The sequence below is a fragment of the Shewanella sp. GutDb-MelDb genome (assembly GCF_002836075.1).
Classification (GTDB): Bacteria; Pseudomonadota; Gammaproteobacteria; order Enterobacterales; family Shewanellaceae; genus Shewanella.
In genome coordinates, this window is record NZ_PJBM01000242.1 from 1 (window position 1) to 25,425 (window position 25,425).

Genomic DNA, 25,425 nt, shown 5'->3' on the forward strand with positions numbered 1-25,425 from the left:
TTACTGAACCTAAAAAGAAAACCTTTAAAACATATTGGGTTCAAGTCGAAGGCGCCCCCACCGAAGTCGATCTCGATAAACTCCGCCAAGGGGTCGAACTTAAAGACGGTCTAACCTTACCAGCAAAAATTAATATCATGGAAAACCCAACAATATGGCCGCGCACGCCCGCGATACGCGAGCGTGCCAACATTCCAACGACGTGGTTAACCATTGAAATTTGTGAGGGCAGAAATCGTCAGGTGAGAAGAATGACCGCTAATATCGGTTTTCCTACCTTAAGATTAATCCGCTATAAAATAGGCCAATGGAGTCTAGATGATCTACCCAATGGCCAATACCGCCAATTGGATATGAGGTCTAAAAGTGTCTGAACGGTATAAACCAAACACCACGGTAGCCTGCGTCATTGTCTCTAACGATCGTTACTTATTGGTTGAAGAGCTGATTGATGGTGAAATTAGATATAATCAGCCAGCTGGCCACCTTGAGGCAAATGAATCGATTGTCGCTGCGTGTATTCGCGAAGTTCAAGAGGAAACAGGGCTCGATATCGAACCCGAGGGACTCGTGGCAATATATCAATATACCGCAACTGAGCAACTTGCATTTGTGCGTTATACCTTTTATTTAACGCTTAAAAAATGCTTGATTTCTACGCCTTTAGATCCTGCCATACAGACCACTAAATGGCTTACATTTACTGAAATAGTCGCGCTTAAATCTAAGCTACGAAGCCCGCTAGTGCTTAAATGCATTGAAGATTATCAAAACAATAAGCGCTATCCTCTCGAAATACTAAATGATCAATTGCTTTGATAGCTCAGTCTCCCAATGCATGGTAGAATATGCCCCCGCAGAAAGCGGCTGATGTTAGGCTCCCTTGTAATTAGATTTTTTACCCATATATTTAGCTAATATATGGCTGCGACACTCGTTAAACACAAAGGTTTTTAGGATTTATGACATCAATCGAACCCACTCATCTAGGTAAAAAAGTCATCGTCGGCATGTCCGGTGGTGTTGACTCCTCTGTTTCTGCTTACTTACTAATGAAGCAAGGCTATCAAGTCGAAGGCCTGTTCATGAAGAACTGGGAAGAAGATGACACGGATGAATATTGTGCGGCGGCTGATGATCTAAAAGATGCACAGGCTGTCTGTGACAAGCTAGGTATTAAATTACATACCGTCAACTTTGCCTCAGAATACTGGGACAACGTGTTTGAGTATTTCCTTGCAGAATACAAAGCGGGTCGTACGCCTAATCCAGATATCATGTGTAATAAAGAGATTAAGTTTAAAGCTTTTCTTGAGTTTGCAGATGAAATACTCGATGCAGACTACATTGCAATGGGCCACTACGTGCGCCGCCGTGACATTGATGGTATCCCCCAAATGCTGCGCGGTGTTGATGGCAATAAAGATCAAAGTTACTTCTTATATACTCTCAGCCACGAGCAAGTTGCACGTTCACTATTCCCTGTGGGTGAGTTAGACAAAAGCGAAGTCCGTGAGATAGCCAAAGAGATGGGACTCATCACCCACGATAAAAAAGACAGCACCGGCATCTGCTTTATTGGTGAACGCAAGTTTACTGATTTTTTAGCCACTTTTTTACCGGCGCAACCTGGTGATATTGAAACCAGCGAAGGCGAAGTCATTGGTACGCACCAAGGTTTGATGTATCACACCTTAGGCCAACGCAAAGGCCTAGGCATTGGTGGCCTTAAAAACAGTAATGATGACCCTTGGTATGTTGTTGAAAAAGATCTAGTGCGTAATGTATTAGTTGTCGGCCAAGGTGGTCACCATCCCCGCTTGATGTCTAATGGCTTAATCGCTAATCAACTGCACTGGGTTGATAGAAAAGGGCCAGAAAATGGCGCCAAAATCACTCTAAAAACCCGTTATCGCCAACAGGATGTACCCTGTACTGTGACTTATGACAGTGCAGATCAAATTCGCGTTATCTTTAATGAGCCAGTCGCCGCAGTTACACCAGGCCAATCAGCTGTGTTTTATGATGGTGAAATCTGCCTTGGCGGCGGAATAATCGACGTACTAATAAGAGATTAATCCATGAGCGACCAGCTGTTTGAACGCACCATGGCTTTTGCTGGCATATTGCAAGCCGTAGCCCAAGTACAATACATCGCAAGAAATGGCGACTCCGATAAAGAAGCGCTAGCGGCAAGTTTAAATTCAGTGTTAGTGACTAACCCTGAATCGACAGCCGATGTTTACGCTGACCAAGAAGCGTTAAAGAAAGGCTATGAAATGATTGTTGCCCAGCTGGGTGACAGTAAGCAAAAAGATGTTGAAGTTACCCGCTACCTGGTGGGTATTCTGGCACTGGAGCGCAAACTAACGCGCTCAGCCAATGCCATGGGAATGTTGTCTGAGCGGATAAGTCAAATACACCGCCAACTTGGACACTTCGACATTACCGATGAGCAAGTTATTGCTAATTTCGCCGGCATTTACAGTGATATAGTTAGCGAACTCGGCCCAAAACTGCAGATTTCGGGTAATCCTGAGTTTCTCAAACGCACCCAAACTCAGCAAAAAATTCGCGCCCTGCTACTGTCTGCCATGCGCAGCGCAGTGTTATGGCGACAATTAGGAGGCAAGCGTAGGCATCTTGTCTTCGCAAGAAAAACAATAGTCGATACAGCTATGAAAAGCCTCACCCTATAATTTAAGACAAGTTCATCAAGGAGCTTCTAATGGAACTTTCCGCACTAACGGCTATCTCTCCGGTAGACGGTCGTTATGGTAGTAAAACCACCTCATTAAGAGGGATTTTCAGCGAGTTCGGCCTGACCAAATATCGCGTTCAAGTCGAAATTAACTGGCTAAAGCTGCTATCTAGCAGCCCAGAGATTGAAGAAGTTCCCCCTTTTAGTGAAGCAGCACTTGCTTTACTTGATCAGATTAAAGATAACTTTAGCGAAGCAGATGCCCAGCGCGTAAAAGATATTGAAGCCACCACTAACCACGATGTTAAAGCCGTTGAATACTTCATTAAAGAACGTATCGCGGATAATGCTGAACTTGTCGCTATTGACGAGTTTGTTCATTTTGCTTGTACGTCTGAAGATATCAATAACCTTTCTCATGCATTAATGCTAACGGAAGCGCGTGATCAGGTGGTTATGCCCGATTGCCAGAAAATTATTGATGCGATTAAAGCATTAGCAAGAGAGCATAAGACGGTACCGCTGATGTCGCGTACACACGGTCAACCAGCTTCGCCTTCTACCTTAGGTAAAGAGATGGCTAACGTTGTTGTGCGTCTTGAACGTCAGCTTAAACAAGTTGCAAACGTTGAAATCATGGGCAAACTCAATGGTGCTGTAGGTAACTACAATGCTCACATATCTGCTTACCCAGAAGTTGATTGGCATGCCCTTTCACAACGTTTCGTGACAAGTCTTGGCATCAACTGGAACCCGTACACGACTCAAATTGAGCCACACGATTACATTGCTGAGCTATTTGACGCGTTAGCACGATTCAACACCATTCTTATCGATTTCGATCGTGATATTTGGGGCTATATCGCCTTAGGTCACTTTAAGCAGCGTACCATTGCCGGTGAAATTGGTTCTTCAACCATGCCGCATAAAGTTAACCCAATTGATTTCGAGAACTCTGAAGGTAACTTAGGGATTGCAAATGCGTTAATGCAACACTTAGCGGCTAAGCTCCCGATATCTCGCTGGCAACGTGACTTAACTGACTCTACTGTTTTACGTAACTTAGGGGTGGGTATCGCTCACTCGCTTATCGCTTATCAATCGACATTGAAAGGGATCAGCAAGCTACAAGTTAACGAAGAGCAACTTCGCAAAGAACTTGATGGCAACTGGGAAGTACTTGCAGAACCAGTACAAACAGTGATGCGTCGTTATGGCATCGAAAAGCCATATGAAAAGCTAAAAGAACTCACTCGTGGTAAGCGCATTGACGGTCAGCAACTTGCTGTCTTTATCGATGGACTTGAGCTACCTGATGAAGTGAAAATTGAACTTAAGAAGATGACACCCGCCAATTATATTGGCCGTGCTGAAACTTTTGTTGATGAGCTTAAGTAAACGAACAACACCCTTGGTAGCTTAACTGACTACTAATGGTTCAAATAAGGCGGTAAGCTTAGGCTTATCGCCTTTATTTTTATCCTTTTTATGAGTGCTGCCAAAACATGTACAGTCTTAACTTAGACACCAATGCTTTTCTTACCGACTATTGGCAAAAAAAGCCGTTACTTATCAAAAATGCCTTTCCTAACTTTGAAGAGATCATCAGCCCAGATGAACTTGCAGGCTTAGCCTGTGAGGAAGAAGTCTCTTCTCGCGTTGTAGTGACAAAAGACAACGATTGGCAGATCTGCCAAGGACCTTTTGAAGATTATGATAAGTTTGGCAGCAGCCATTGGCAATTGCTGGTACAAGCGTTAAATCATTGGCATCCTGATTCTGCTCACTTTATTGATGCCTTCCGCTTTATTCCAGACTGGCGCTTCGATGATTTAATGGCCTCTTTTGCAACGCCTGGCGGCGGCGTGGGTGCGCACATTGATAACTACGATGTGTTTATTATCCAAGGTGAAGGTGAGCGTCACTGGACTGTGGGTGAAAAAGGCCAGTATGCGCCGAAAAATAATGATCCAACCACGCCATTAATTGAAGGGTTCACTCCCATCATTGATGTGGTTCTGGAAAAAGGCGACATGCTTTACATTCCCCCAGGTTATCCGCACCAAGGCCAAACCTTAACCACGGCGATGAGCTACTCAATAGGCTATAGAGCCCCAAGCCAACAAGAGCTATTCAGTTCATTAGCTGACGCACTCATTGATACCAATACCGGCCTAAAGCGCTTTACATCAACATCTGAACCGACCATTGCTAGCCAAGTGAGCATCAGCCACCAGCAAGATATGATGGCACTGATAAGCGAACTGGCCAGTTCACCAGAAAGTTATCAAATGATGTTGGGTAACATGCTGAGTCAGAACCGATTTGAATTGGATTTATGTGAGCCTGAGGACCCTTACACAGCCGAGATGCTGATGGACGATATTGATCAAGGCGCGCAGTTATACCGTATTGGTGGCTTAAAATTGTTGCAGCTAGAAAATGACACGATATCTCGAGTATTTATTAACGGTGAAGCCTTTGTGCATTCAACAGACATCACAGCCGAGGTCACGGTTTTAGCTAATAGCTTCAGTTTTGATACTGAGAAAACTCAACAGCTGATACAAAACAGCGCAACTCAAGATTTGATTTTGATACTGCTTAATCGTGGCTACTTTTACTTAGGCTAATTACAAAAAACAAATATTCTTATTTAAACAGGCCGCTTCAACGCGGTCTTTTTTGTCCGGCAACTCCAAGATTAAACAACACGATTTGAAGACACAATAATGCCGTTATCGATAATGGTCATGATTGAGTAGTGAACTGCAGTCTTGGATATACAAAAGTGGGCTATGTGCTAAAAATATTGAATTAGAAAAGTCGCACAAAATAAAACGCCTGAATAATATAATTTATTTAGGCGCTTACATCACTAACTTAATGGAAATAGATTAAGCAGCAGGACCCCAGATCTTATCATCGGCCTGCATTTTATACAGTCCTTCAGCTCGTGAGATAAGTAAGTTTGCAAACTTAGCTTGCGCAGGATCGTTGACCAAACTTGAGCGCTGAATATTCTCTGCTTTCATTTGCCACATCATAGAAAAATGACGAACCGCATCTCTAGCAGTAGCAGCAACGTTGACATCAACGTAGTCTGAAGGCAGGTCACCGGACATCACCCAAAATGTCTGCTTAGAGGGTTTTTTAGAGTCCATTTTCCAAATAGCAACAAATGGCGCTAAATAGCGGCTTTCATCAGCATGGACCTTATTTGGCAAAACCCCTTTTTCAGCGAGAAACTTGTTTGCTTTTTGAAATTGAGTTCTGATCCACTCTTGTCTTAATGCTTCTTGGTCTTGAGCTTGATCGACTTCTTGTTCAGCCATCTCTTCCTTCCTTTCTTATTTTTCTTTTGAGTCCCTAAAAACAGCAGTTCTCTAATAATTTACACACTTAACTAGCATCAATAACACTCATAGCCTTACGTTAACGTAAGGTGGAAAGCAGGATTGCCACACAGATCACAAATAATCCTAATCTTTACTTTGTTGAGAGTATCGCTAAATGCTATCGTTCTGCAATAAATATAACAAACAGATCGCACTGTAATCTAGCAGTAGCGGCATTATTGATGCTCATAGCGGAGATCAACAAGTGGCAGTATTCAATCACATCTCTTTTGACGACCATGAACAAGTAGTTTTTTGTCAGGATAAAGAAAGCGGCCTCAAAGCCATTATTGCAATTCATAACACAAACTTAGGCCCTGCTGTTGGTGGCTGTAGAATGTGGAACTATGAATCTGACGATGAAGCGATAACTGACGTACTGCGTCTTTCTCGTGGAATGACCTATAAAAATGCATTAGCAGGCCTCACCATGGGCGGTGGTAAGTCAGTTATTATTGCCGATCCAAAAATCAAAGATCGTGAAGCCCTCTTTAGAGCTTTCGGCCGTTGTATCGATACCCTAGGTGGAAAGTACTATTCTGCTGAAGATGTTGGTGTATCAACAACCGATATTATGATTGCACATCAAGAAACCCCTTATATGGCGGGTTTAGAAGGTAAGAGTGGCGATCCTTCGCCATATACCGCACTTGGTACTTTCTTGGGCATTAAAGCTGCTGTAAAGCATCAGCGTGGCATAGACAGCCTTAAGGGACTTAAGATATCTGTTCAAGGCGTCGGACATGTTGGTTACTACCTGTGTCGCCACCTTCACGAAGCAGGCGCAGAGCTCATCGTTACCGATATCAATCAAGAGTCGTTAGACAAAGTGGCTACTGAATTTGGTGCCACCGTTGTAGCACCTCAAGATATCTATCATCAAGATGTGGATGTCTATGCCCCTTGTGCACTCGGTGCAACAATCAACGACATCACTATTCCGATGTTAAAGGCGACTATTGTTGCTGGTTGTGCCAATAACCAGCTAGCTGAAGTTCGTCATGGTGAGTTGTTAAAGGAACAAAATATCCTTTATGCTCCGGATTACGTTATTAATGCAGGCGGTATTATCAATGTCTCTTTTGAAAAAGACTATGATGCAACCGCAGCAACAGCCAAAGTAGAAGAGATCTACAACACGCTACTGACTATTTTCAAACAGTCAGACGAGCAAAACCGTACCACCGGTGATGTTGCTGATGAAATGGCGCGCAAAATCATTAATGCCGCTAAGTAAAACCTAGCACCTTGAAAAAAACCAAGCATTTGCTTGGTTTTTTTTTGACTATTATCTGCATAGTTCCATATACATAGCGATTGTTCATAAAATTTTCATTTTATCAAACTGGCAAAGGTCATATTCCTCTGCTTGAATTAAAGGCCCTAGGGAAATTGAGGGTCGTAAAATGGTGTGTTTTAAGTATGATCTCAACCAAGAAAACATTGAACTACAAGCCAGTAATTGGTGCGGTTTAGAACAAGCATATGTGAATGGAAAACGCGTATCGAGAAAACTAAACTTTGGCTATCAGAGCGAGCATAATGTGATGCTTAAAGATGGTAAACCTGCGAAGTTACATCTCTGTCTCGACCCAATGACTGAGCAAATTATCTGTCGTATTTATAAACAGAACAACCTAGTGGCGAGCCTAAAACAGGGCAAAAAAGAGCTGTATAGAAGCCGCTTAATGATCCAACAAGGCATCCTTGCTGTTGGCTTACTCGCAGTATTAGTGCTTACAATGAGTTAGTTTTTATATCAACATAATTGAATATCGTTCGATGTGACGCAAACTAACTGACTTGCTTGATAATTACCACTTCCTGCTGTCACGGTTGTAATCGATAACTTTTGACTATCCGTGCCATTCTCAATCAGTATCGCTTTAACGATTGTTCCGTCGCGAACAAAATTAACCGCAGCAATAAAGTCACCCACATACAGATCTCTATACAATTTAACACTGATACTGCCAATAGAACGAGGTTCTAGGCGCCCTTCTTCAACCACCAAAGTAGAACCATTAGCCAGAGTAATCGATTGAATAAACCCTTCAGTAGGGCGAGTTTGTTCAATCGTCTCTATCGTCGGTTGCTTCTTTTTTGATTTATTGATATTGACCGAGCAAGACGTTAAACCGGCAATAACGGCAATAATTAGCAGCGTTCGATTCATAAAAACTCCATTTTAAACGTGTACCCTTTAGAAAGTATGGTGGTGATTATTAATCATTGATTGTCGCATCAGGATATCAACAATATTTAGCCGTAACATTAATCGGTAAAACGATTGATTTTATTGATCAGAGCTAAAAATATAGTACGTTCATCAAGGCTTAGGTTATCAAGAAAGGTTTCATTCACTCGCTCAGCTTCACGAATCAGATCTTGCTCTAAAGCTTTACCGTTATTAGTCAAATAGATATTGAAGGCTCGGCGATTGTCGACATCTTGCTGGCGGGTGATTAACTGCTGTAGTTGCAGCTGATCGAGTAATCTGGTCATGGTGTAATTAGCCACATCACAACGTTTGGAAAGCTCAGTTTGTGTCACGCCCTCTTCCTGCCAAAGTGAAAACAGCACTGGCCAGAGTTTTATGTCCAGATCATAGCGTTTAAGCTTTTGATCTAATGCATTTTGTAGGTCTACATTTAGATGAGAGACCAAGTAACCTAAGCTTTCAAATCGATTCAATCAGCACCTCCACTGCTATATAGCGCTTCATTCAATCTTATCACTTACGCTAAAAGAAACTAGCCTTCGGGTTAGCTAATTATCAAAATTCAATCAAACAGCTTATAAATCATTAGCTTGAAATAGCACATTTAGCTTAAGGGGCTGTCAGGCTATAAACTCATTAATAAAACGATAAAAACAGGCTCGATTAAGTCGTGCAATAACTCCCCTTTCTACCCTTGTTATTATTTTATCGTCACTCACAATAAACCCTTCAAACGCTGAAATGTGGTGACGGGTATTAATACTCGATACCAGCTCATATCCGCCCTTGCCATCAGCATCATAATCAACAATGATTAATGCTTGATTGACCACCTCGACTTTTAGCTTTTCCACTGGCGTGATGAGAAAGTACTCATCATCAATTCTATTTAAAATACTGGCAAAAAGCTTACTAAACTTAAGCGGTAGCAGCCCTCCCTGATAGAACCAGTCACCGTTATCAGTGATCTCGAAAATCGCTGTATCAGTGCACAAAGGGACACTTGGTGTCAAAGATGCTATTGCATCGGTCACGTTTGATTCCTTTGATGTCATAGCCACCCCTACTTCTGTTCACTTTATTCAGTCTACTCTATACCCAAGCCACTTGGGTATAGAGATACCGACTTCGCCTAATATAAAAAAACTAGCCATTAGCTAGTTTTTTTAAGATGGGTACCGTTACAGTAACGTTAGCAATGCTTCTATCGGATGCTTTGGTTTATAACCGCTAAAACGTTTCACCTGACTTCGACAAGAGTAACCTGAAACCAATACTTGAGACTGCGGCAGCTTCGATAACGTTTGCTCCCAAGACATACCGTACAGCGCTTTAGAGCGCTCAAGATTTTCAGCTTCATGGCCATATGTTCCTGCCATACCACAGCACCCTAGATTCACCGTATTAAGCTTGGCACCAAAATGCTCGAAAATCCCTTTCCACTCATTTGCGGTATTGGGCTTGGTGGTTGATTCTGTGCAGTGACTAAACCAAGTGAATTCAGGTTTACTGCGCTCTGAACCATCACTGGCAGGCTCACTTTCCTGCTGCTTAGGTTCAGCTTTGAGGACATCCAATAACCATTCATTCGCAAGTTGGACATGGAAGTCCCCTCTGGCGCCACCGAGTACTTCTGCATATTCGTCTCGATAACAAAGTACTAACGCAGGATCGATGCCCACCATCGGCATATTAAGCTGAGCCACCTCATTTAAGAAATCAGCAGTCGACTTAGCCGTCCGAGCAAACTTATCTAAGAAGCCCTTAATATGAATAGGCTTACCATTAGGTTTAAACGGCAGTAATACGGGCTTGAGGCCTAATTTATGAATTAGCTGGATGAAATGCAGCACAGTTCCCGCTTCATAAAAACTATTAAAAGGGTCTTGTACTACTAATACGTATTCACTGCGCTGCGAGACTGGAATTTGTTGCAGAGCAGCTAAATCATAGCCTCTGCTAGCGTGTCCTTCTAAACGTTGCTTTAACGTCGGAACTGATAAGGCTGGTGCATCAACATAACCGAGAGACTTCTTTATGACCCATTTGCTTAAGCTATTTTGCGATACCGCATTCACCAGTCTTGGCGCGTTAGCCATTAAGGGCAGCGAGTCTTCAATGCCTGCGACTAAGTAATCTTTTGCGGGACGCAGATAACGCTTGTAGTAAATATCAAAAAACTGCGCTCTAAATTTGGGTACGTCCACTTTAACGGGGCACTGACTTGAGCAAGCTTTACACGCCAAACAGCCTTTAAGAGACTCCATCACCTCATGTGAATAGTCATACTCTTTATCACTTTTTAATGAATTCTGCGCTCGTTGCAGCCAACCTAACGGCTTAGAGCGAGTCAGCTCGTTGACATCTATGCCTTCAGCTTCAAGCAGTCGCAGCCATTCACGCATGAGTCCTGCACGGCCTTTGGGTGACTGAACTCGGTCACCTGTGACTTTGAACGATGGACACATTGGCGAATAGGCGCTGTAGTTAAAGCACAAGCCATTACCATTGCAGTTCATCACATCAGGAAAAGCGTTTCGGGTTTGGATCGGGATTTGTCTATCAAAGCTGCCGCGCTTAACGCTGTCGACATTGTAAATCATCGGTCCACTGTTTTTCGGCGCAACTAACTTGCCTGGATTGAGCTTATTGTGCGGATCAAACAGACCTTTAACCTCTTCGAGCAAACCATACAAATGCTCACCGAAAACCGCTGGTCCGTATTCACCGCGAACACCTTTACCATGCTCTCCCCACATCAAACCGCCATATTTCAACGTGAGTTCTGCCACTTGATCAGAGATTGTTCTTAGCAGTTTTTCATCTTCTACATCGCACATATCGAGCGCTGGACGCACATGCAACACACCAGCATCGACATGACCAAACATGCCATACTGCAGTTGATGGCTATCGAGCAGCGCTCTAAATTCAATAATATAATCAGCCAGCTTTTCTGGCGGTACAGCGGTGTCTTCTGCAAATGCGAGCGGCTTGCGAGTTCCCTTTGCCGCGCCCAATAAACCGACCGCTTTCTTACGCATCGCATAAATAGTATCGATACTGCTTCTGTCAGCAATGACTTGATAACCCAAAAGCCCAGCTTCGCTATTGGCCATTTGCGAGGTTAACATGGCTTCAAGTTTAGCCAATCTTGCTTCAACATCGGCTTGTTCGCCAGCGAACTCAACCATGTTTAGGCCGTCAATCTCTTTACCTGGAACGTCGGTAATTAAGGAAGACACCGAGTGCCAAATAATATCCTGTTTCGCCAGGTTGAGCACTTTGGAATCGACCGTTTCAACCACGGTGGCATTGGCTTTGACTAAATCGGGCGCATGACGCAACGCAGATACAAATGAATCATACTTGATGTTAACCATCATGCGGCACGTCGGTAACGGGGTAATATTCAACTTGGCTTCGGTGATCACTGCCAATGTGCCTTCTGAACCGGTCAAAATACGTGACAGGTCGAAGTTCTCTAAGGTGTCATCCCAAACATTTTTAAGATCATAACCGGTCAAAAAACGGTTTAACTTAGGAAAACGCTGCTCAATCTGTTCTCGATTACCTTTACACATTTGTGCAATCGTGGTGATTAGCTGCTGCCCTAATACGTTATCGGTTATCGATGTAACATCGTTTAATTGGCTCTCGCTTACCGGCTGAGTCTGAAGCTCGCTACCATCAAATAAAATGCTCGTTAGCCCGAGTACGTGATCTGAGGTTTTACCATAAACGAGTGAACCGGCGCCCGAGGCGTCGGTATTGACCATTCCGCCTAATGTCGCACGATTGGACGTCGATAAGTCAGGACTAAAAAAGAAACCATGGGGCCGCAATGCATCATTGAGCGCATCTTTAACCACACCCGCCTGCACTTTTACCCAGCCTTCAGCCGCATTAACCTCTAGCACGTGATTCATATAGCGTGACATATCAACAATAATGCCATGGGTTAATGATTGACCATTGGTGCCTGTGCCACCGCCTCTCGCGCTAAAGACAACCTTGGAGAACTCATCTTGATAAGCAAGCTGCAGTGCTAGCTGGACATCCTCAGCCGTTTTAGGATATATCACCGCTTGAGGTAAAAATTGATATACCGAATTATCGGTCGCTTGGGCTAGACGCGCACTATAGCGAGTATCTATATCACCAGAAAATGTTCCCTCTTCTAATCTCGTTAAAAAAGAAAGGTATATTGGTTCAAGCGTTTGTTGATGAGATAATTTCGGTAACATAGCAGCTTCTGTTAATTATTATTCTTAGGTTTATCTCAGCATTATATACCCAAGCTACTTGAAAATGCAGGCTTCAGTGGGAATTTATACGCTTTAGGCGATTTCAGTAATATGCTCCTGCATGACTGACATCCCCCCCTCTCTGGAGATTGCATTGATTAGGGGGTCGGGATCCCTTTGCAACATCAACATTACAGACTAAAGTGCATTCTAGATGACAACAATCCCCATAGAGTAAGGCTTTGCACATGTTATCTGCAGGAGTGTAGATCAGAGCTGAAAGCTAGATGCAGTAGCCTTTCGTTCTTTTTGACAGAGAGTATTAGAAGGAAGCCCCTACCTAATACGACTAGAATGGAATCGGTATAATACCTCTTAAACGAACATGTCCAAGTTGTTCGGGTATTAAAAAAGCCGCTAAATAGCGGCTTTTTTATTTTTTAATGAAGTGTTAAATCATACCGATTTAACACCGCATTTTAGCGTTTAAGCTTCGTTATGTGCTTTGGCTAAATATAACCAAGTATCGATAACGGTATCAGGGTTTAGCGATACAGTATCGATGCCTTGTTCAACTAACCAAGCCGCGAAATCATTGTGGTCTGAAGGACCTTGACCACAAATACCCACGTAAGCGCCTTTTGCTTTAGCCGCTTTAATGGCCATTGCAAGTAGTACTTTTACTGCCTCATTACGCTCATCAAATAGATGGCTGATAATGCCGGAGTCACGGTCAAGACCTAACGTTAACTGCGTTAAGTCGTTTGAGCCAATTGAGAAACCATCGAAATGCTCAAGGAACTGATCAGCAAGCAGCGCGTTTGATGGAAGCTCACACATCATAATAACGCGGAGGCCATCTTTACCACGTACAAGACCTTCCTCTTTAAGCAGCTCAATAACTTGCGCAGCTTCGCTCACGGTACGAACGAACGGGATCATGATCTCGACGTTCTTAAGACCCATGTCATTACGTACTCGCTTAATCGCTTCACACTCAAGTGCGAAACAGTCACGGAACGATTCTGAGATATAACGGCTTGCACCACGGAAGCCCAACATTGGGTTCTCTTCCTCTGGCTCATAACGGTCACCACCAACAAGGTTTGCGTATTCGTTTGACTTAAAGTCAGACATACGAACAATCACTTTCTTTGGATGGAACGCAGAAGCGATAGTCGCAATACCTTCAACCAAGCGAGCAACATAGTACTCAACTGGAGATTCATAACCCGCGATCATCTCGTGGATCTCTTCTTGAAGCTCAGCCGTTTGCTGGTTGAACTCAAGCAATGCTTTAGGGTGAATACCAATCATACGATTAATGATGAACTCAAGACGCGCCAGACCAACACCTTCATTAGGCAGGCGAGCAAAATCAAATGCTCTGTCTGGGTTACCCACGTTCATCATCACTTTCATTGGCAGATCAGGCATAGAATCAACACGTGATGAAATCACTTCGAAATCTTGCAAACCGTTATAGATGAAACCAGTATCACCTTCAGCACAAGAGACAGTCACTTCTTGACCGTTCTTAATACGTTCAGTGACATCGCCACAACCAACAACCGCTGGAACACCGAGTTCACGTGCAATAATTGCAGCGTGACATGTACGGCCACCACGGTTTGTCACAATAGCGCTTGCACGCTTCATGATAGGTTCCCAATCAGGATCTGTCATGTCAGTAACAAGTACATCGCCCGGTTGGATTTGGTCCATATCGTCAATTGACTTAAGGACTTTAGCAACGCCTTTACCAATTTTGTGACCGATTGAACGGCCTTCACAAACGACATCACCTTTAGTTTTAAGATGGTAGCGCTCAATAAGCTGTACATCTTCACGAGAACGAACAGTTTCAGGGCGAGCTTGAACAATATACAACTTACCGTCGTTACCGTCTTTTGCCCACTCGATGTCCATTGGACGACCGTAGTGCTTCTCGATTGTCATTGCTTGCTTGGCAAGCTCTTGTACTTCTGCGTCATTAATTGAGAATTCACGACGCTTGTCAGCAGCGATATCTTCAATCTTAACTTGCTTACCGTGAGATTCATCGTCTGAATAAACCATTTGGATAAGCTTGCTACCGATATTACGGCGAACAACGGCTTTATGACCAGCAACCAAAGATGGCTTGTGCACATAAAACTCATCTGGGTTAACAGCACCCTGAACAACCATTTCACCTAGACCGAATGAAGAAGTAATAAATACCACGTCATTGTTGCCAGACTCAGTGTCCATAGTGAACATTACACCAGAAGCAGCAGTGTCAGAGCGCACCATACGTTGTACACCAGCTGAAAGCGCTACGCCTTTATGGTCATAACCTTGGTGAACTCGGTAAGAAATTGCGCGGTCGTTAAATAGCGAAGCAAATACGTGTTTAGTCGCAACTAAAACAGCTTCGTAACCTTTAACGTTAAGGAATGTTTCTTGTTGTCCTGCAAAAGATGCATCCGGCATATCTTCTGCAGTAGCTGAAGAGCGAACCGCAAAAGATGCGTCGCTGGTTTCAGCGGCAAGCTTGTCGTAAGACTCACGAACTGCTTGCTCAAATGCTGGGTGGAATGGTGTATCGATAACCCACTGTCTGATCTGTGCACCGGCTGTAGCGAGTGCGTTAACATCATCTACATCTAGAACGTCTAGAATTTCGTATATCTTCTGGTTAAGTCCGCTTTGTTCAAGGAATTCATTGAACGCGAAAGACGTTGTAGCAAATCCACCAGGCACCTGAACACCTGCATTTGAAAGATTGCTAATCATCTCACCAAGAGAAGCGTTCTTTCCGCCTACCTTGTTGACGTCACCCATGCCTAATTCTTGATACCAGAGTACGTATTGCTGCACAGTTCTATCTCCGCAAGTATATTTCAGTTTGGCTCTTCACACGAGAGCAGCGGCATTTTACACTCCACGGCAACAAGCGTAAATGTATAATTTTATTTGTAATTTTATTACTACAAGAGGCCAAAATGTTACGTAAAGTATTTTATATCTCAGATGGGACGGCGATCACAGCAGAAGTGTTTGGCCATGCAGTTTTATCACAGTTTCCCCTTGAATTTGACGCACTTACGATTCCGTTCGTTGAAACAGAAAAAAAAGCTGAGTCCGTTAAGGCACAAATTAATGATTGTTTTATTACAACAGGTGAACGGCCTCTGGTTTTCCATTCCATCGTAAAAGCTGAGATTAGAAACATCATCTATAGCAGTGAAGGTTTGGATTATGACTTTTTGAACACCTTTGTCGCGCCATTAGAGAAACAATTAGGCATGCCTGCAACGCCAGCTTTACACCGTACTCATGGTAAAACCAATGACAGTTATGAAGCACGAATAGAAGCGATTAACTACGCAATGGAGAACGATGACGGCCAAACCATGAAACATATGGACAAAGCGGACCTCATTTTACTCGGAGTATCTCGCTGCGGTAAAACCCCTTCAAGCCTGTATCTATCAATGCAGTTTGGTATAAAGGCAGCGAACTATCCTTTTACTGAAGATGACATGGATAATTTAAAACTCCCTGATGCGCTAAAGCGCAACAAAGATAAGTTATTCGGCCTAACCATTGATCCTGTGCGTTTACATGAGATCCGTCAAAGCCGCATGTCGAACAGTCGTTACTCGTCATTACGCCAATGTAGGATGGAAGTGAAAGAGGTCGAAATGATGTACAAAAGAGAACGCATCCCTTTTGTAAACACCACCAATCATTCCGTTGAAGAGATTGCTACCAAAATCCTCGAAGCCACCAGTTTAGAGCGCCACATGTTTTAAACTTCCAAAGCAAATTAAGGGCTTTTTAGAACAAAAGCCTTACTGCCCAAGCCACATGAGAATGCCCCCTGATTTATGCATTTCCAAGCGGCTTGGGTATAACTTAAATCAAATAGTTTCAAATAAGAGGCAAATTAGCGCTAAATTTCCCATATTTGCCACTGTGCATAGCGCTACTATTCGTTATAATCCGAAGTAATCAGGCAAAAAGCCCATACAAACGCTCGGTATTGTGAATGACCATTAAAACAGACGAACTACGCACCTCCCTATTATGTAAGGTAATTTCACCTGCACAACTCGCTTCTGAATACCCTTTAACGCAAGACGCAGCAGACTATCTAGTCGAACAGCGACGTGAAGTTGAAGCTATTATCAATGGCGAAGATCAACGACTGCTTGTCATTATCGGCCCTTGTTCGATACATGATACTGAAGCCGCACTCGAGTACGCTCAGCGTTTAGCCAAATTGCACCAGCAATATAAAGATGACCTGTGCATTCTAATGCGCGTCTACTTTGAAAAGCCTCGTACTACGGTTGGTTGGAAAGGCCTTATTTCAGATCCAGATCTAGATGGTAGCTTTAGCCCTAATAAAGGCCTTCGTAAAGCACGCCACCTGTTACAGCAGATCTCTGAACTTAAGCTACCTATCGCAACCGAGTTTCTTGATATGGTCAATGGTCAGTACATTGCCGACCTGATTACTTGGGGCGCTATTGGTGCGCGTACCACTGAAAGCCAAATTCACCGTGAAATGGCCTCTGCACTTTCTTGCCCTGTAGGTTTCAAAAATGGTACCGATGGCAATATAGATATCGCAGTCGATGCAGTGCGAGCAGCGCAAGCACCGCATATCTTTTATTCACCAGATAAAGACGGTGCAATGGCCGTTTACCGCACGCACGGTAATCCATTTGGTCACATCATTCTACGCGGTGGTAAACAACCTAACTACCATGCAGCTGATATCGAAAAAGTGGCAACACAACTTAATAGCGTAGGTGTAACTCAACGTATCGTTGTTGATTTTAGCCACGGTAACAGCCAAAAGAAGCATAAACAGCAATTTGATGTTGCCGAATCTATCATGCAGCAGATGAGCGAAGGCTCTACCGCAATAGCGGGCATTATGGCTGAAAGCTTTATTGAAGAAGGTAATCAAAAGGTTGTTGCAGGTGAATCACTTATCTATGGTAAAAGTATTACCGATGCTTGTATTCACTGGGAAGACTCAGAAGTATTGCTACGCGATTTAGCTAAAGCATCTCGTGCAAGAATCGAGTTGTTGAAAAAGTAACCTTATTCTAAAGCTATACACTAGCAAGATTTAACCGCTTAAAAACGTAGTCAGCTATAGATAGTGACTGCGTTTTTTTATACCCTCCTCGCTGCTCGTTACTTAACTACCCAAATACGTTGCAGCACAAACCCGGCATAATGCTTAAATCAAAATACTTAAACCAAGTTTTTTCTTAACCAACAACGGCTATGTCCTGGAAGATAATCTTCAAGCTCACCAAAAACGCGATAGCCTTGCTGTTTATAGAAATCAACAGCTTGATAGCTAAAACTGGTTAAATGTGAATTTTTACAACCATTAATGCGAGCTTCCGATTCAATTTCATTTAATAAACGAATACCATACCCTTGACCACGCAAAGCCGCTGATACCCATAGCGAATCAATCCATAGCCAGCCAAAATTGTCATAATTCCCTTGGACACCGCCAAGCAATAAACCATCACTATCACGCAACAAAAATGCCAGTTCATATCGTCCAGTCGCAGGGACTTGAGTTTGGCTAAAACCTTCAATGCCATCCCAAATCGTACTTTGCTCCTGCTGTGATAGCTTATCTTTACGTTTTATCTGATGCATTGACGTTTTTCCTTTTACCCTATCTAGCCATACAAATAGTTCGAATATTGATCCCTTGTATAGCTCCCATATCGATGAATGTGTATCAAGGTATTGAAAATACATGCAATTGTAAAGCGAGTAAAACTCACATAAACAGTACCCAATGACATGCTGTCATCGTTATTGCTCAAGTGGACTTTAGTCCATTTCAACATAGCTATAAATTATCTTTTTTGGATGCCAACAAACGACTATAATCGCGCCCCTATTAATGCATAACCTTAAGTTGCCGTATGCCCTTAACTCAAACACCGACTCAATTTAGTGACGCTATGTCGCTTAGAATTGAGCAATCTGAAGCCCGCGTGATCAAAGCGGTCTTTCCATCAATAACCAACCATCACAATACCCTTTTTGGTGGTGAAGCATTATCTTGGATGGATGAGACGGCTTTTATTGCGGCCACTCGTTTTTGCCGTAAAACGCTAGTCACCGTGAGCTCAGACAAAATCGATTTCAATAAAGCGATCCCTGCTGGCTCGTTAGCAGAAATTATTGCGCGAGTGGTTCACGTGGGTAACACCTCAATCAAAGTTGAAGTGAACATCTTCGTTGAAGACATGTATCGAGATCATCGTGAGCATGCAATACGCGGTGTATTTACCTTTGTCGCGGTTGATGATGAAAGAAAACCCACCAAAGTTTGGACCCCAAAGTAACCCGCTTAGATTGAGGGTTATGAGCATAATCCTCATTGCTTTATTTCAACGCTTAAACATATCTATTAAACGCTAGCTTAGTCTTTAGACCAAAGTCTAACTCTGTATAAGGTTTCGCGAAATTATAACCTTTCCTAATAAATCCATAGAACCCCTTATCATTTATCTGTTACATTGAAGCACCTTCACGCGCAACGAAAATAACCCTATAAAGCCATGAAGCCTGAAAACTTAAATATAATTATTGCTGACGACCACCCTTTGTTTAGAAATGCATTGAGACAAGCTTTGTCATCTGCATTTACAAATACCCAATGGTTTGAAGCTGATAGCGCTGATGCGCTACAAAAGCTATTAGACAATAAAGACATTGAATATGATGTTGTATTGCTCGATCTGCAGATGCCCGGCTCTCACGGTTATTCAACGCTGATCCATCTTAGAACTCACTATCAAGAACTCCCGGTGGTTGTTATCTCCGCTCATGAAGATAATACGACTATTAGCCGTGCCATTCATTATGGTAGTTCGGGGTTTATTCCTAAGTCTTCATCAATGGAGACACTTGCAACAGCACTCGAAGCGGTTCTATTCGGGGATGTTTGGTTGCCTGAGGGGGTTGAGCTAAAAGAGGTCAGTGACGATGGCACCGATCAAGTCGCCAGTAAGCTATCGGATCTGACGCCACAGCAGTATAAGGTGCTACAGATGTTTGCCGAAGGTTTGCTTAATAAGCAGATAGCCTACGACTTAGGCGTATCAGAAGCCACGATTAAAGCCCACGCTACAGCAATATTCAGAAAGCTCGGCGTTCGAAATAGAACTCAAGCTGTTATCGCATTACAGCAGCTAGAGATGGAAAAAGTCGACCTTTAACCCAGTAAAAATTATCAATAAAAAACCGCAATAAAATGCGGTTTTTTTATGCTTGATTTACTATCTAAAGTTCTCCATCACTTTGTAATACATCATTCCTAATGCTAGCGCCTGATTTCCAACCCATTCATTGACTGGGATCCGTAAGTGCGACATTTCAGCAAATAAACTAAATTCTTGTAGCTCTCCAACAACAGCATTGGCCATTATTTCACCCATGATATGGGACGTTGCAACGCCATGCCCAGAGTAACCTTGGCAATAAAAAACATTGGCTGATGCTTTGCCCAGTTGTGGAATACGGTTTAGCACTATGCCTGCCATTCCCGTCCACTGGTATTCTATTTCGACCCCTTTTAACTGAGGAAATGTTCGCTCAATCGCCGGTCTAAGTGCCTTGGCAACATCTTTTGAATCTCGGCCTGAGTAATTGGTTCCACCGCCAAACATCAAGCGATTATCAGCCGTTAAACGATAATAATCCAATACGAAGCGAGTATCATAAACTGCGACATCTTTGGGAATAAGGTTTTGCGCCTGCTCAGGCGATAATTGTGCAGTAGCGCAATTGCCAAGCGATGCAGGAAACAGCATTCCTCGTAGCTTTTTACGCGCTAATTTATGGTAGGCATTCCCCGCTAGCACCACGCTATTAGCAGTGATTTTGCCTTTTGCAGTTGTGACAGTAGCCAGTATACCGTCTTCAATATTCAATACAGCTGATCCTTCAAAGATCAGCGCTCCCATACTTTCAGCTGCTCTCGCTTCACCAATGCAAAGGTTGACTGAATGGAGGTGCATATTGCGTTTGTTAAGTAGACCTGCATGATACAAAGGCGTATTGATGTAATCGGGCAACTGCTCTTTTGATAATAGCGCTAGCTCACTTTCCATACCACGGCGGCAGCCTTCATCGAAGGTTTGCTTCAGCTCGCCAATATGACTGGCTTTATAAGCGGTGTGTAAATGGCCAAATTTAAGATCACATTCAATGGCATATTTTTTGACTCGGGCTTTAATAATCTCATGTCCACGCCAACGCATATTCCACACAAAATCTTCAGCTTCAGCACCCACTTTGTTCTTTAATTGCTTAGTCATCGCGGCATCGCCAGAAAGACTACCGGTGACCTGCCCTCCATTACGACCTGTCGCCCCCCAACCTACCTTATTAGCCTCAACAATTGCGACTTTATAGCCCTTTTCACACAGCTCTACCGCCGTCGCCACACCGGTAAAACCGCCACCAACAATCACAACATCTACGCGAATATCGCCCTCTAATTGAGGATAATCAGTCTCATCTGTAATGGTAGCGTTATAGTATGAGTTGCAGCGCGGTTCTGACATGACAATTTCCTTTTGAGTAATAGATTACTTCTTGTTTTATATTTTTTACATCGTGTTCAGTATATCCATCTGTATCGTTTGGTCAAGCAGTCTTAAAACCAATACTCGTCTCGATGAAATAAGTTAATCCGTTGTTACCTCTCTTCAGACTGAGGGCTGTTTAGTCTATTCGAAGCTATAACTTGTCGAGTGATATTTCAGCGACTATCTTCAATAGTAAGCGTTTAATACCCTAATCATTAAATGGTGATGAGTTCAAAGTGCTGGGATTTCATCCCAAGGCGCGTCGATGGCGAACGGTATAGCTTAAAAATGATACAAATTCATTGTCGATAGGTATTCAGGGATTGCTCTCTGCAGGTTCGGCAGATTAAGTAACGATTCAAAAGAAGGACTGTGATATGAAAAAACTCGGTTTAGCTATTGTGATCTTCGCCCTCAGTGCCTGTGCGTCATCGCCTGCCACGTGGAAAGGCATGTCTGAGCGAGACATTGCAGCATGGAAAGATATTGGTTTTAACGCTGAACAAGCTCAAGCATGGAAAGGCGGTGGATTTAGCCCAGAGCAATCTGAAAGTTGGTCAAAACAAGGCTTTAACCTAACGAATGCCAGTAACTGGAAGAACCAATCTTTTGATGCTAAAGAAGCCAACAGTTGGAAAACAGGCGGATTTGATGTCGAAAGTGCAGTAGATTCTCGTGATAAAGGTTTAACGCCAGTAAAAGTTGAGTAACAAGTCATTGATAGAAAATGGCACGCTTAATCAGTGTGCCATTTTTGTATCTATACTACCCTTTTCTTATCAAGCTTGAAATCAAGGCTCTTAGCGCAGCAGGTTTGACCATTTTAGCCATGTAGTGATAACCACGAGCATGTACATCATCAATCAAATCTTTACGCGTATTGGCGGTAATCAAAATGCCTGGTAAATGCTCGCCATAAAGACTACGTACACCGTCCATTGCATCGACCCCATTTTGATTGTTATCCAAGTGATAATCGGCAAGAACGATATCAGGCGCGACCCCTTTAAGGCCTAATTTAATTCGAGCATCAGCAAAATCACTGGCGCAAATCACTTCACATTGCCAACGCGTCAATAAACTCTCAAGCCCGGCTAAGATAGCCTCTTCATTATCAATGCATAATACTTTGATGCCCGCTAATGGTTGCAATAAAGACGGTATTTTCTTGGCTATTGGCGCCGTCACTTTTTCGCCCAGTGGCACTCTGATAGAAAATACAGAGCCTTGGCCCAATATTGAAGTCACACTAATTTCATGCTCTAAAACACGGCTTATTCTATCAGCAATCGCTAAACCTAACCCCAAACCATTGACACTTTTACTTTCTGGGTTATCGAGTCGTTTAAACTCTTTAAAAATCTCCTGAGTTTCACTCTCATCAATACCACAGCCGGTATCCAACACTTGGATCTCAAGTTCAGTCTCGCGGTAACGGCAACCCAATAGCACACGGTTACCTTTGGCGTAGCGATAAGCATTGGTGAGGAAGTTTTGCAGTACCCGTCTTAGCAAACTAGGGTCCGAGTTGATGGTTGCTGAACAGGGTATTGAGCTAAATTTAATCATGCAGTCTTTTGCCATAGCTTGGAACTCAACGGTTAAACCATCAAGCAAGTCCGCAATAGCAAAATCCCGACGATTGACATCTACCATGCCTGAATCTAATTTAGAGATATCAAGCAAATCGGTAAGCAACTCCCCTGCAATTTTAAGTGAACTATTGACGTGGCTTAAGGTTGTCTTTGCCTCTAAGTCTAAATTTGGATACTGCGAGAGTGACGCGGTAAAAAGTCGTGCAGCATTTAGGGGCTGCATCAAGTCATGTCCTACCGCGGCTAAAAACTGACTCTTAGAGGCATTTGCCATCTCCTCTTGCGCTTTTGACTCCAGCAGTTTGCTGTTGAGCATCGATAACTCATAAGTACGTTCTTGTACTCTCGCTTCGAGTGTCTCGTTCGACTCTTGTAATGCCTTGGCCTGCAAACGGTATTGGGTAATATCGGTAAACGTCATAACAAAACCGCCACCAGGCATCGGGTTTCCTTGAATCTTGATAACCTTGCCATCATTACGTTGCCGCTCTGACACATGCTGAGTACCGTCTCGCATGTGCTGCACCCGCTTCTCTACTTGGTCCTCAATGTCACCAATACCACAGTAGCCACGCTTAGCATTAAAACGGACAACCTCTTTAATGGGCATGCCTGCCTGCAAAAAATTATCTGGATAATCATAAAGTTCGGCATATTTAAAATTCCAGGCCACTAGATTCAAATCTTTATCCACCACACTCATACCTTCGTATGCATGCTCGATTGCGCCCCGCAGCATATCTTGGCTCAGAATGATTTTAGAAGATGCCTCATCAACAAGGTTAAACACTTCATCTAAGGCAAGATCTCGACCTTGTAATACTGAATCCATAACCAATGAGGCACTAGAAGCTCCTAGCACTCCCGCGAGCATATGTTCAGTGTGTTCAATCAATTCAGGCGGGGCGATTTTATGCCAACTGTCGCTCTTTACTGCATCTTCTGAAAAACCAGAGAAGCTCTCATACGCACGAGTTGGGCTAACAAAGCGACTCGCGAGGATAAGTAGGTCTTGCTGAGAAAGCGCCGCACTCTTGCGGTTAGTCGCCTTCTTTAACCGCCCCGGAGTGACAAAGGCACTGGCTTGCATACGCTCAGCAACACCGGCACGAAACCAAACAGAGCCAAGCACATAACAAGCACAGTTAGCGAGCAAAGCGATGAGAATATCGCGAACATTGGGTTTAATCGAATCAAGCAAGGCAAAGTCAGTGGTGACGAGGCCTGGGGAATCCGCAGCACCTTGCAACAAGATATAACACCAACTGCCAAATCCGACAGCAAGGCCTAAAAACACCCCACTTCGATTGCCATGTTTCCAATACATACCGCCGATTAACGCGGGAGCTAATTGCGCAAATGCGCCAAAAGACAACATGCCTAAAGAGGACAGCGAATCATTATCCATAAACGAAAGATAACTAAAATAGCCTAAGCCTAGAATCAGCACGATGGCAAGACGACGTACATTAAGCAGCAGTTGCGAAAACTGGCTAAAATTTCTCGCTTTTATCTGCCCTGTACGCAGCATTAATGGCACCAACCATTCATTACTCACCATGACGCTAATCGTCACTACCGCGACGATCACCATTCCGGTGGCTGCGGACAACGTCCCTAGCAACGCTACGACAGCAAGCCACGGCTTATCGAGCGCCAGTGGTAAATTAATCACATAAGTGTCAGCAGCAACGGCGTCACCTAATAATAGCTTTCCAGCTAACGCTAATGGCGCGACAAACAGGCCAAACAACAACAGATAAAGCGGGAACATCCACCGTGCTTTGACCATCGTTTGTTCATCATTGCACTCGACCATCATCACATGGAACTGTCTTGGCATACATAAAAAAGCCGCCATGCCTACCAGTAACTCAGGCATTAATGATTCGACACGTAAATTCGGTTTGTTGATCAAACCCTGCGCACTCGCTTGCTGCCAGATATCGCCGAAACCGTCAAACACACTAAAACTGATGACCGCGCCAATCAATAAGAAAGCACCTAACTTGACCAGTGACTCAAAGGCAATCGCCAGTATCATGCCAGGGTTATGTTCGGTTGCATCGAGCTTACGTGTCCCAAATAAAATGGCGAAAACAGCTAATAGTCCAGTAATGACCAGCGACACTGTAGAACCATCGAACAAGGATCCTTCCGGCTGAAAAAGATTCAAGCTAAAGACCATTGCCTTAAGTTGCAGTGCAATATACGGCATGATGCCAAACAGGGCGATTAAGGTCACGATGGCCGCAAGCAGCTGAGACTTACCATATCTTGCGGCAATAAAGTCGGCCACAGAGGTAATATTCTGCGCTTTAGACACAATCACCATTTTTCTCAGCAGACCAAAACCGACAGTAAAAATGAGAATTGGGCCGATGAAGATAGGAAGAAAAGACCATAGGTCATCGGCTGACTGCCCGACTGTGCCTAAAAAGCTCCAAGAAGAGCAGTACACAGCAAGGCTTAAACCATAGATCCAGGCTTGAATACGCTTAGTGATGCGACTGAACCACCGCTCTGCTCCCCATGCGATGAGGAACAATAGACAGACATAAACAATGGCGATGGTGCCAACAAGAACAGTCAAATTCATAGGATTCTCTTTTTTTCCCTATTTTGCGGTA

Annotated in this window: 22 protein-coding genes; 13 read left to right on the top strand and 9 right to left on the bottom strand. The window is 43.5% G+C overall.

Annotated features, from left to right (window positions below; all coding sequences use genetic code 11):
• The 6 genes from CXF82_RS15605 to CXF82_RS15630 all read left to right on the top strand — a co-directional run.
• A partial coding sequence (locus CXF82_RS15605) for a pseudouridine synthase (RefSeq protein ID WP_145991696.1) occupies positions 1–374 on the top strand: 374 nt, incomplete at its 5' end.
• Positions 367–819 (top strand): NUDIX hydrolase, encoded by a 453-nt coding sequence (locus CXF82_RS15610; protein ID WP_102044519.1) that lies wholly within the window; start codon positions 367–369, stop codon positions 817–819. The genes CXF82_RS15605 and CXF82_RS15610, both read left to right, overlap by 8 nt.
• Positions 820–962: 143 nt before the next feature.
• The gene (gene mnmA / locus CXF82_RS15615) at positions 963–2,078 is read left to right on the top strand and encodes a tRNA 2-thiouridine(34) synthase MnmA (protein WP_101089724.1); all 1,116 of its coding nucleotides are present in this window, start codon (positions 963–965) and stop codon (positions 2,076–2,078) included.
• A 3-nt stretch (positions 2,079–2,081) separates the two neighbouring features.
• Positions 2,082–2,699: a high frequency lysogenization protein HflD gene (gene hflD, locus CXF82_RS15620; RefSeq protein WP_101089723.1), complete on the top strand. Its 618-nt coding sequence runs from the start codon at positions 2,082–2,084 to the stop codon at positions 2,697–2,699.
• A 29-nt stretch (positions 2,700–2,728) separates the two neighbouring features.
• Positions 2,729–4,099 carry an adenylosuccinate lyase gene (gene purB / locus CXF82_RS15625; RefSeq protein WP_101089722.1) on the top strand — a complete coding sequence of 457 codons (1,371 nt, stop codon included), beginning with the start codon at positions 2,729–2,731 and terminating at the stop codon, positions 4,097–4,099.
• 107 nt (positions 4,100–4,206) lie between these two features.
• Positions 4,207–5,334 (top strand): cupin domain-containing protein, encoded by a 1,128-nt coding sequence (locus CXF82_RS15630; protein ID WP_101089721.1) that lies wholly within the window; start codon positions 4,207–4,209, stop codon positions 5,332–5,334.
• A gap of 264 nt (positions 5,335–5,598) precedes the next feature.
• On the opposite strand, the gene CXF82_RS15635 is transcribed toward CXF82_RS15630, so the two are convergent.
• Positions 5,599–6,036 carry a DUF4826 family protein gene (locus CXF82_RS15635; RefSeq protein ID WP_101089720.1) on the bottom strand — a complete coding sequence of 146 codons (438 nt, stop codon included), beginning with the start codon at positions 6,034–6,036 and terminating at the stop codon, positions 5,599–5,601.
• Positions 6,037–6,304: 268 nt separating this feature from the next.
• Here CXF82_RS15635 and CXF82_RS15640 point away from each other — a divergent pair, with 268 nt between their 5' ends.
• The gene (locus CXF82_RS15640) at positions 6,305–7,336 is read left to right on the top strand and encodes a Leu/Phe/Val dehydrogenase (protein ID WP_101089719.1); all 1,032 of its coding nucleotides are present in this window, start codon (positions 6,305–6,307) and stop codon (positions 7,334–7,336) included.
• Positions 7,337–7,505: 169 nt separating this feature from the next.
• Complete coding sequence (locus CXF82_RS15645; protein WP_101089718.1) at positions 7,506–7,850, top strand: hypothetical protein; 345 nt, start codon at positions 7,506–7,508, stop codon at positions 7,848–7,850.
• Between the two features lie 8 nt (positions 7,851–7,858).
• Here CXF82_RS15645 and CXF82_RS15650 read toward each other — a convergent pair whose 3' ends face one another.
• The 5 genes from CXF82_RS15650 to ppsA form a co-directional block, all read right to left on the bottom strand.
• Positions 7,859–8,275 carry a PliI family lysozyme inhibitor of I-type lysozyme gene (locus CXF82_RS15650; protein WP_101089717.1) on the bottom strand — a complete coding sequence of 139 codons (417 nt, stop codon included), beginning with the start codon at positions 8,273–8,275 and terminating at the stop codon, positions 7,859–7,861.
• A gap of 98 nt (positions 8,276–8,373) precedes the next feature.
• Complete coding sequence (locus CXF82_RS15655) at positions 8,374–8,793, bottom strand: MarR family winged helix-turn-helix transcriptional regulator (protein WP_101089716.1); 420 nt, start codon at positions 8,791–8,793, stop codon at positions 8,374–8,376.
• A gap of 147 nt (positions 8,794–8,940) precedes the next feature.
• Entirely contained in the window at positions 8,941–9,375 is a 435-nt protein-coding gene (locus CXF82_RS15660; protein ID WP_101089715.1) for a DUF1285 domain-containing protein, read from the bottom strand.
• Between the two features lie 126 nt (positions 9,376–9,501).
• A complete protein-coding gene (locus tag CXF82_RS15665) occupies positions 9,502–12,567 on the bottom strand; it encodes a D-2-hydroxyglutarate dehydrogenase YdiJ (RefSeq protein WP_102044520.1) in 3,066 nt (1,021 codons plus the stop codon).
• Positions 12,568–13,053: 486 nt separating this feature from the next.
• On the bottom strand, positions 13,054–15,429 hold the full coding sequence (gene ppsA / locus CXF82_RS15670) for a phosphoenolpyruvate synthase (protein ID WP_101089713.1): 2,376 nt from the start codon (positions 15,427–15,429) through the stop codon (positions 13,054–13,056).
• A 125-nt stretch (positions 15,430–15,554) separates the two neighbouring features.
• Between ppsA and CXF82_RS15675 the strand changes: the two genes are divergently transcribed.
• Entirely contained in the window at positions 15,555–16,367 is an 813-nt protein-coding gene (locus tag CXF82_RS15675) for a posphoenolpyruvate synthetase regulatory kinase/phosphorylase PpsR (protein WP_101089712.1), read from the top strand.
• A 236-nt stretch (positions 16,368–16,603) separates the two neighbouring features.
• Positions 16,604–17,668, top strand: coding sequence for a 3-deoxy-7-phosphoheptulonate synthase (locus CXF82_RS15680; RefSeq protein WP_101089711.1), 1,065 nt, complete (start codon positions 16,604–16,606; stop codon positions 17,666–17,668).
• Between the two features lie 158 nt (positions 17,669–17,826).
• On the opposite strand, the gene CXF82_RS15685 is transcribed toward CXF82_RS15680, so the two are convergent.
• On the bottom strand, positions 17,827–18,249 hold the full coding sequence (locus CXF82_RS15685; protein WP_101089710.1) for a GNAT family N-acetyltransferase: 423 nt from the start codon (positions 18,247–18,249) through the stop codon (positions 17,827–17,829).
• A 275-nt stretch (positions 18,250–18,524) separates the two neighbouring features.
• Between CXF82_RS15685 and CXF82_RS15690 the strand changes: the two genes are divergently transcribed.
• Together CXF82_RS15690 and CXF82_RS15695 are read left to right on the top strand one after the other, a co-directional pair.
• Positions 18,525–18,950, top strand: a complete 426-nt coding sequence (locus CXF82_RS15690; RefSeq protein WP_101089709.1) for an acyl-CoA thioesterase — start codon at positions 18,525–18,527, stop codon at positions 18,948–18,950.
• Positions 18,951–19,166: 216 nt separating this feature from the next.
• Positions 19,167–19,826, top strand: a complete 660-nt coding sequence (locus CXF82_RS15695; RefSeq protein ID WP_101089708.1) for a response regulator transcription factor — start codon at positions 19,167–19,169, stop codon at positions 19,824–19,826.
• A 60-nt stretch (positions 19,827–19,886) separates the two neighbouring features.
• On the opposite strand, the gene CXF82_RS15700 is transcribed toward CXF82_RS15695, so the two are convergent.
• Positions 19,887–21,176 carry an NAD(P)/FAD-dependent oxidoreductase gene (locus CXF82_RS15700; RefSeq protein WP_102044521.1) on the bottom strand — a complete coding sequence of 430 codons (1,290 nt, stop codon included), beginning with the start codon at positions 21,174–21,176 and terminating at the stop codon, positions 19,887–19,889.
• 401 nt (positions 21,177–21,577) lie between these two features.
• On the opposite strand from CXF82_RS15700, the gene CXF82_RS15705 reads away from it, so the two are divergent.
• A complete protein-coding gene (locus CXF82_RS15705; RefSeq protein ID WP_101089706.1) occupies positions 21,578–21,910 on the top strand; it encodes a hypothetical protein in 333 nt (110 codons plus the stop codon).
• A gap of 55 nt (positions 21,911–21,965) precedes the next feature.
• Here the strand turns inward: CXF82_RS15705 and CXF82_RS15710 are convergent, their stop codons facing one another.
• The gene (locus CXF82_RS15710; RefSeq protein WP_102044522.1) at positions 21,966–25,394 is read right to left on the bottom strand and encodes a PAS domain-containing hybrid sensor histidine kinase/response regulator; all 3,429 of its coding nucleotides are present in this window, start codon (positions 25,392–25,394) and stop codon (positions 21,966–21,968) included.
• Between the last annotated feature and the right edge of the window lie 31 nt (positions 25,395–25,425).

Excerpts from the sequence above, each read along its gene's own strand:
- CXF82_RS15645 (WP_101089718.1), top strand. The coding sequence starts at position 7,506 with ATGGTGTGTTTTAAGTATGATCTCAACCAAGAAAACATTGAACTACAA.
- CXF82_RS15710 (WP_102044522.1), bottom strand. The coding sequence starts at position 25,394 with ATGAATTTGACTGTTCTTGTTGGCACCATCGCCATTGTTTATGTCTGT.
- CXF82_RS15635 (WP_101089720.1), bottom strand. The coding sequence starts at position 6,036 with ATGGCTGAACAAGAAGTCGATCAAGCTCAAGACCAAGAAGCATTAAGA.
- CXF82_RS15675 (WP_101089712.1), top strand. The coding sequence starts at position 15,555 with ATGTTACGTAAAGTATTTTATATCTCAGATGGGACGGCGATCACAGCA.
- purB (WP_101089722.1), top strand. The coding sequence starts at position 2,729 with ATGGAACTTTCCGCACTAACGGCTATCTCTCCGGTAGACGGTCGTTAT.
- CXF82_RS15630 (WP_101089721.1), top strand. The coding sequence starts at position 4,207 with ATGTACAGTCTTAACTTAGACACCAATGCTTTTCTTACCGACTATTGG.
- CXF82_RS15700 (WP_102044521.1), bottom strand. The coding sequence starts at position 21,176 with ATGTCAGAACCGCGCTGCAACTCATACTATAACGCTACCATTACAGAT.
- CXF82_RS15665 (WP_102044520.1), bottom strand. The coding sequence starts at position 12,567 with ATGTTACCGAAATTATCTCATCAACAAACGCTTGAACCAATATACCTT.
- CXF82_RS15660 (WP_101089715.1), bottom strand. The coding sequence starts at position 9,375 with ATGACATCAAAGGAATCAAACGTGACCGATGCAATAGCATCTTTGACA.
- CXF82_RS15690 (WP_101089709.1), top strand. The coding sequence starts at position 18,525 with ATGCCCTTAACTCAAACACCGACTCAATTTAGTGACGCTATGTCGCTT.
- hflD (WP_101089723.1), top strand. The coding sequence starts at position 2,082 with ATGAGCGACCAGCTGTTTGAACGCACCATGGCTTTTGCTGGCATATTG.
- CXF82_RS15680 (WP_101089711.1), top strand. The coding sequence starts at position 16,604 with ATGACCATTAAAACAGACGAACTACGCACCTCCCTATTATGTAAGGTA.
- mnmA (WP_101089724.1), top strand. The coding sequence starts at position 963 with ATGACATCAATCGAACCCACTCATCTAGGTAAAAAAGTCATCGTCGGC.
- CXF82_RS15685 (WP_101089710.1), bottom strand. The coding sequence starts at position 18,249 with ATGCATCAGATAAAACGTAAAGATAAGCTATCACAGCAGGAGCAAAGT.
- CXF82_RS15695 (WP_101089708.1), top strand. The coding sequence starts at position 19,167 with ATGAAGCCTGAAAACTTAAATATAATTATTGCTGACGACCACCCTTTG.
- CXF82_RS15705 (WP_101089706.1), top strand. The coding sequence starts at position 21,578 with ATGAAAAAACTCGGTTTAGCTATTGTGATCTTCGCCCTCAGTGCCTGT.
- CXF82_RS15650 (WP_101089717.1), bottom strand. The coding sequence starts at position 8,275 with ATGAATCGAACGCTGCTAATTATTGCCGTTATTGCCGGTTTAACGTCT.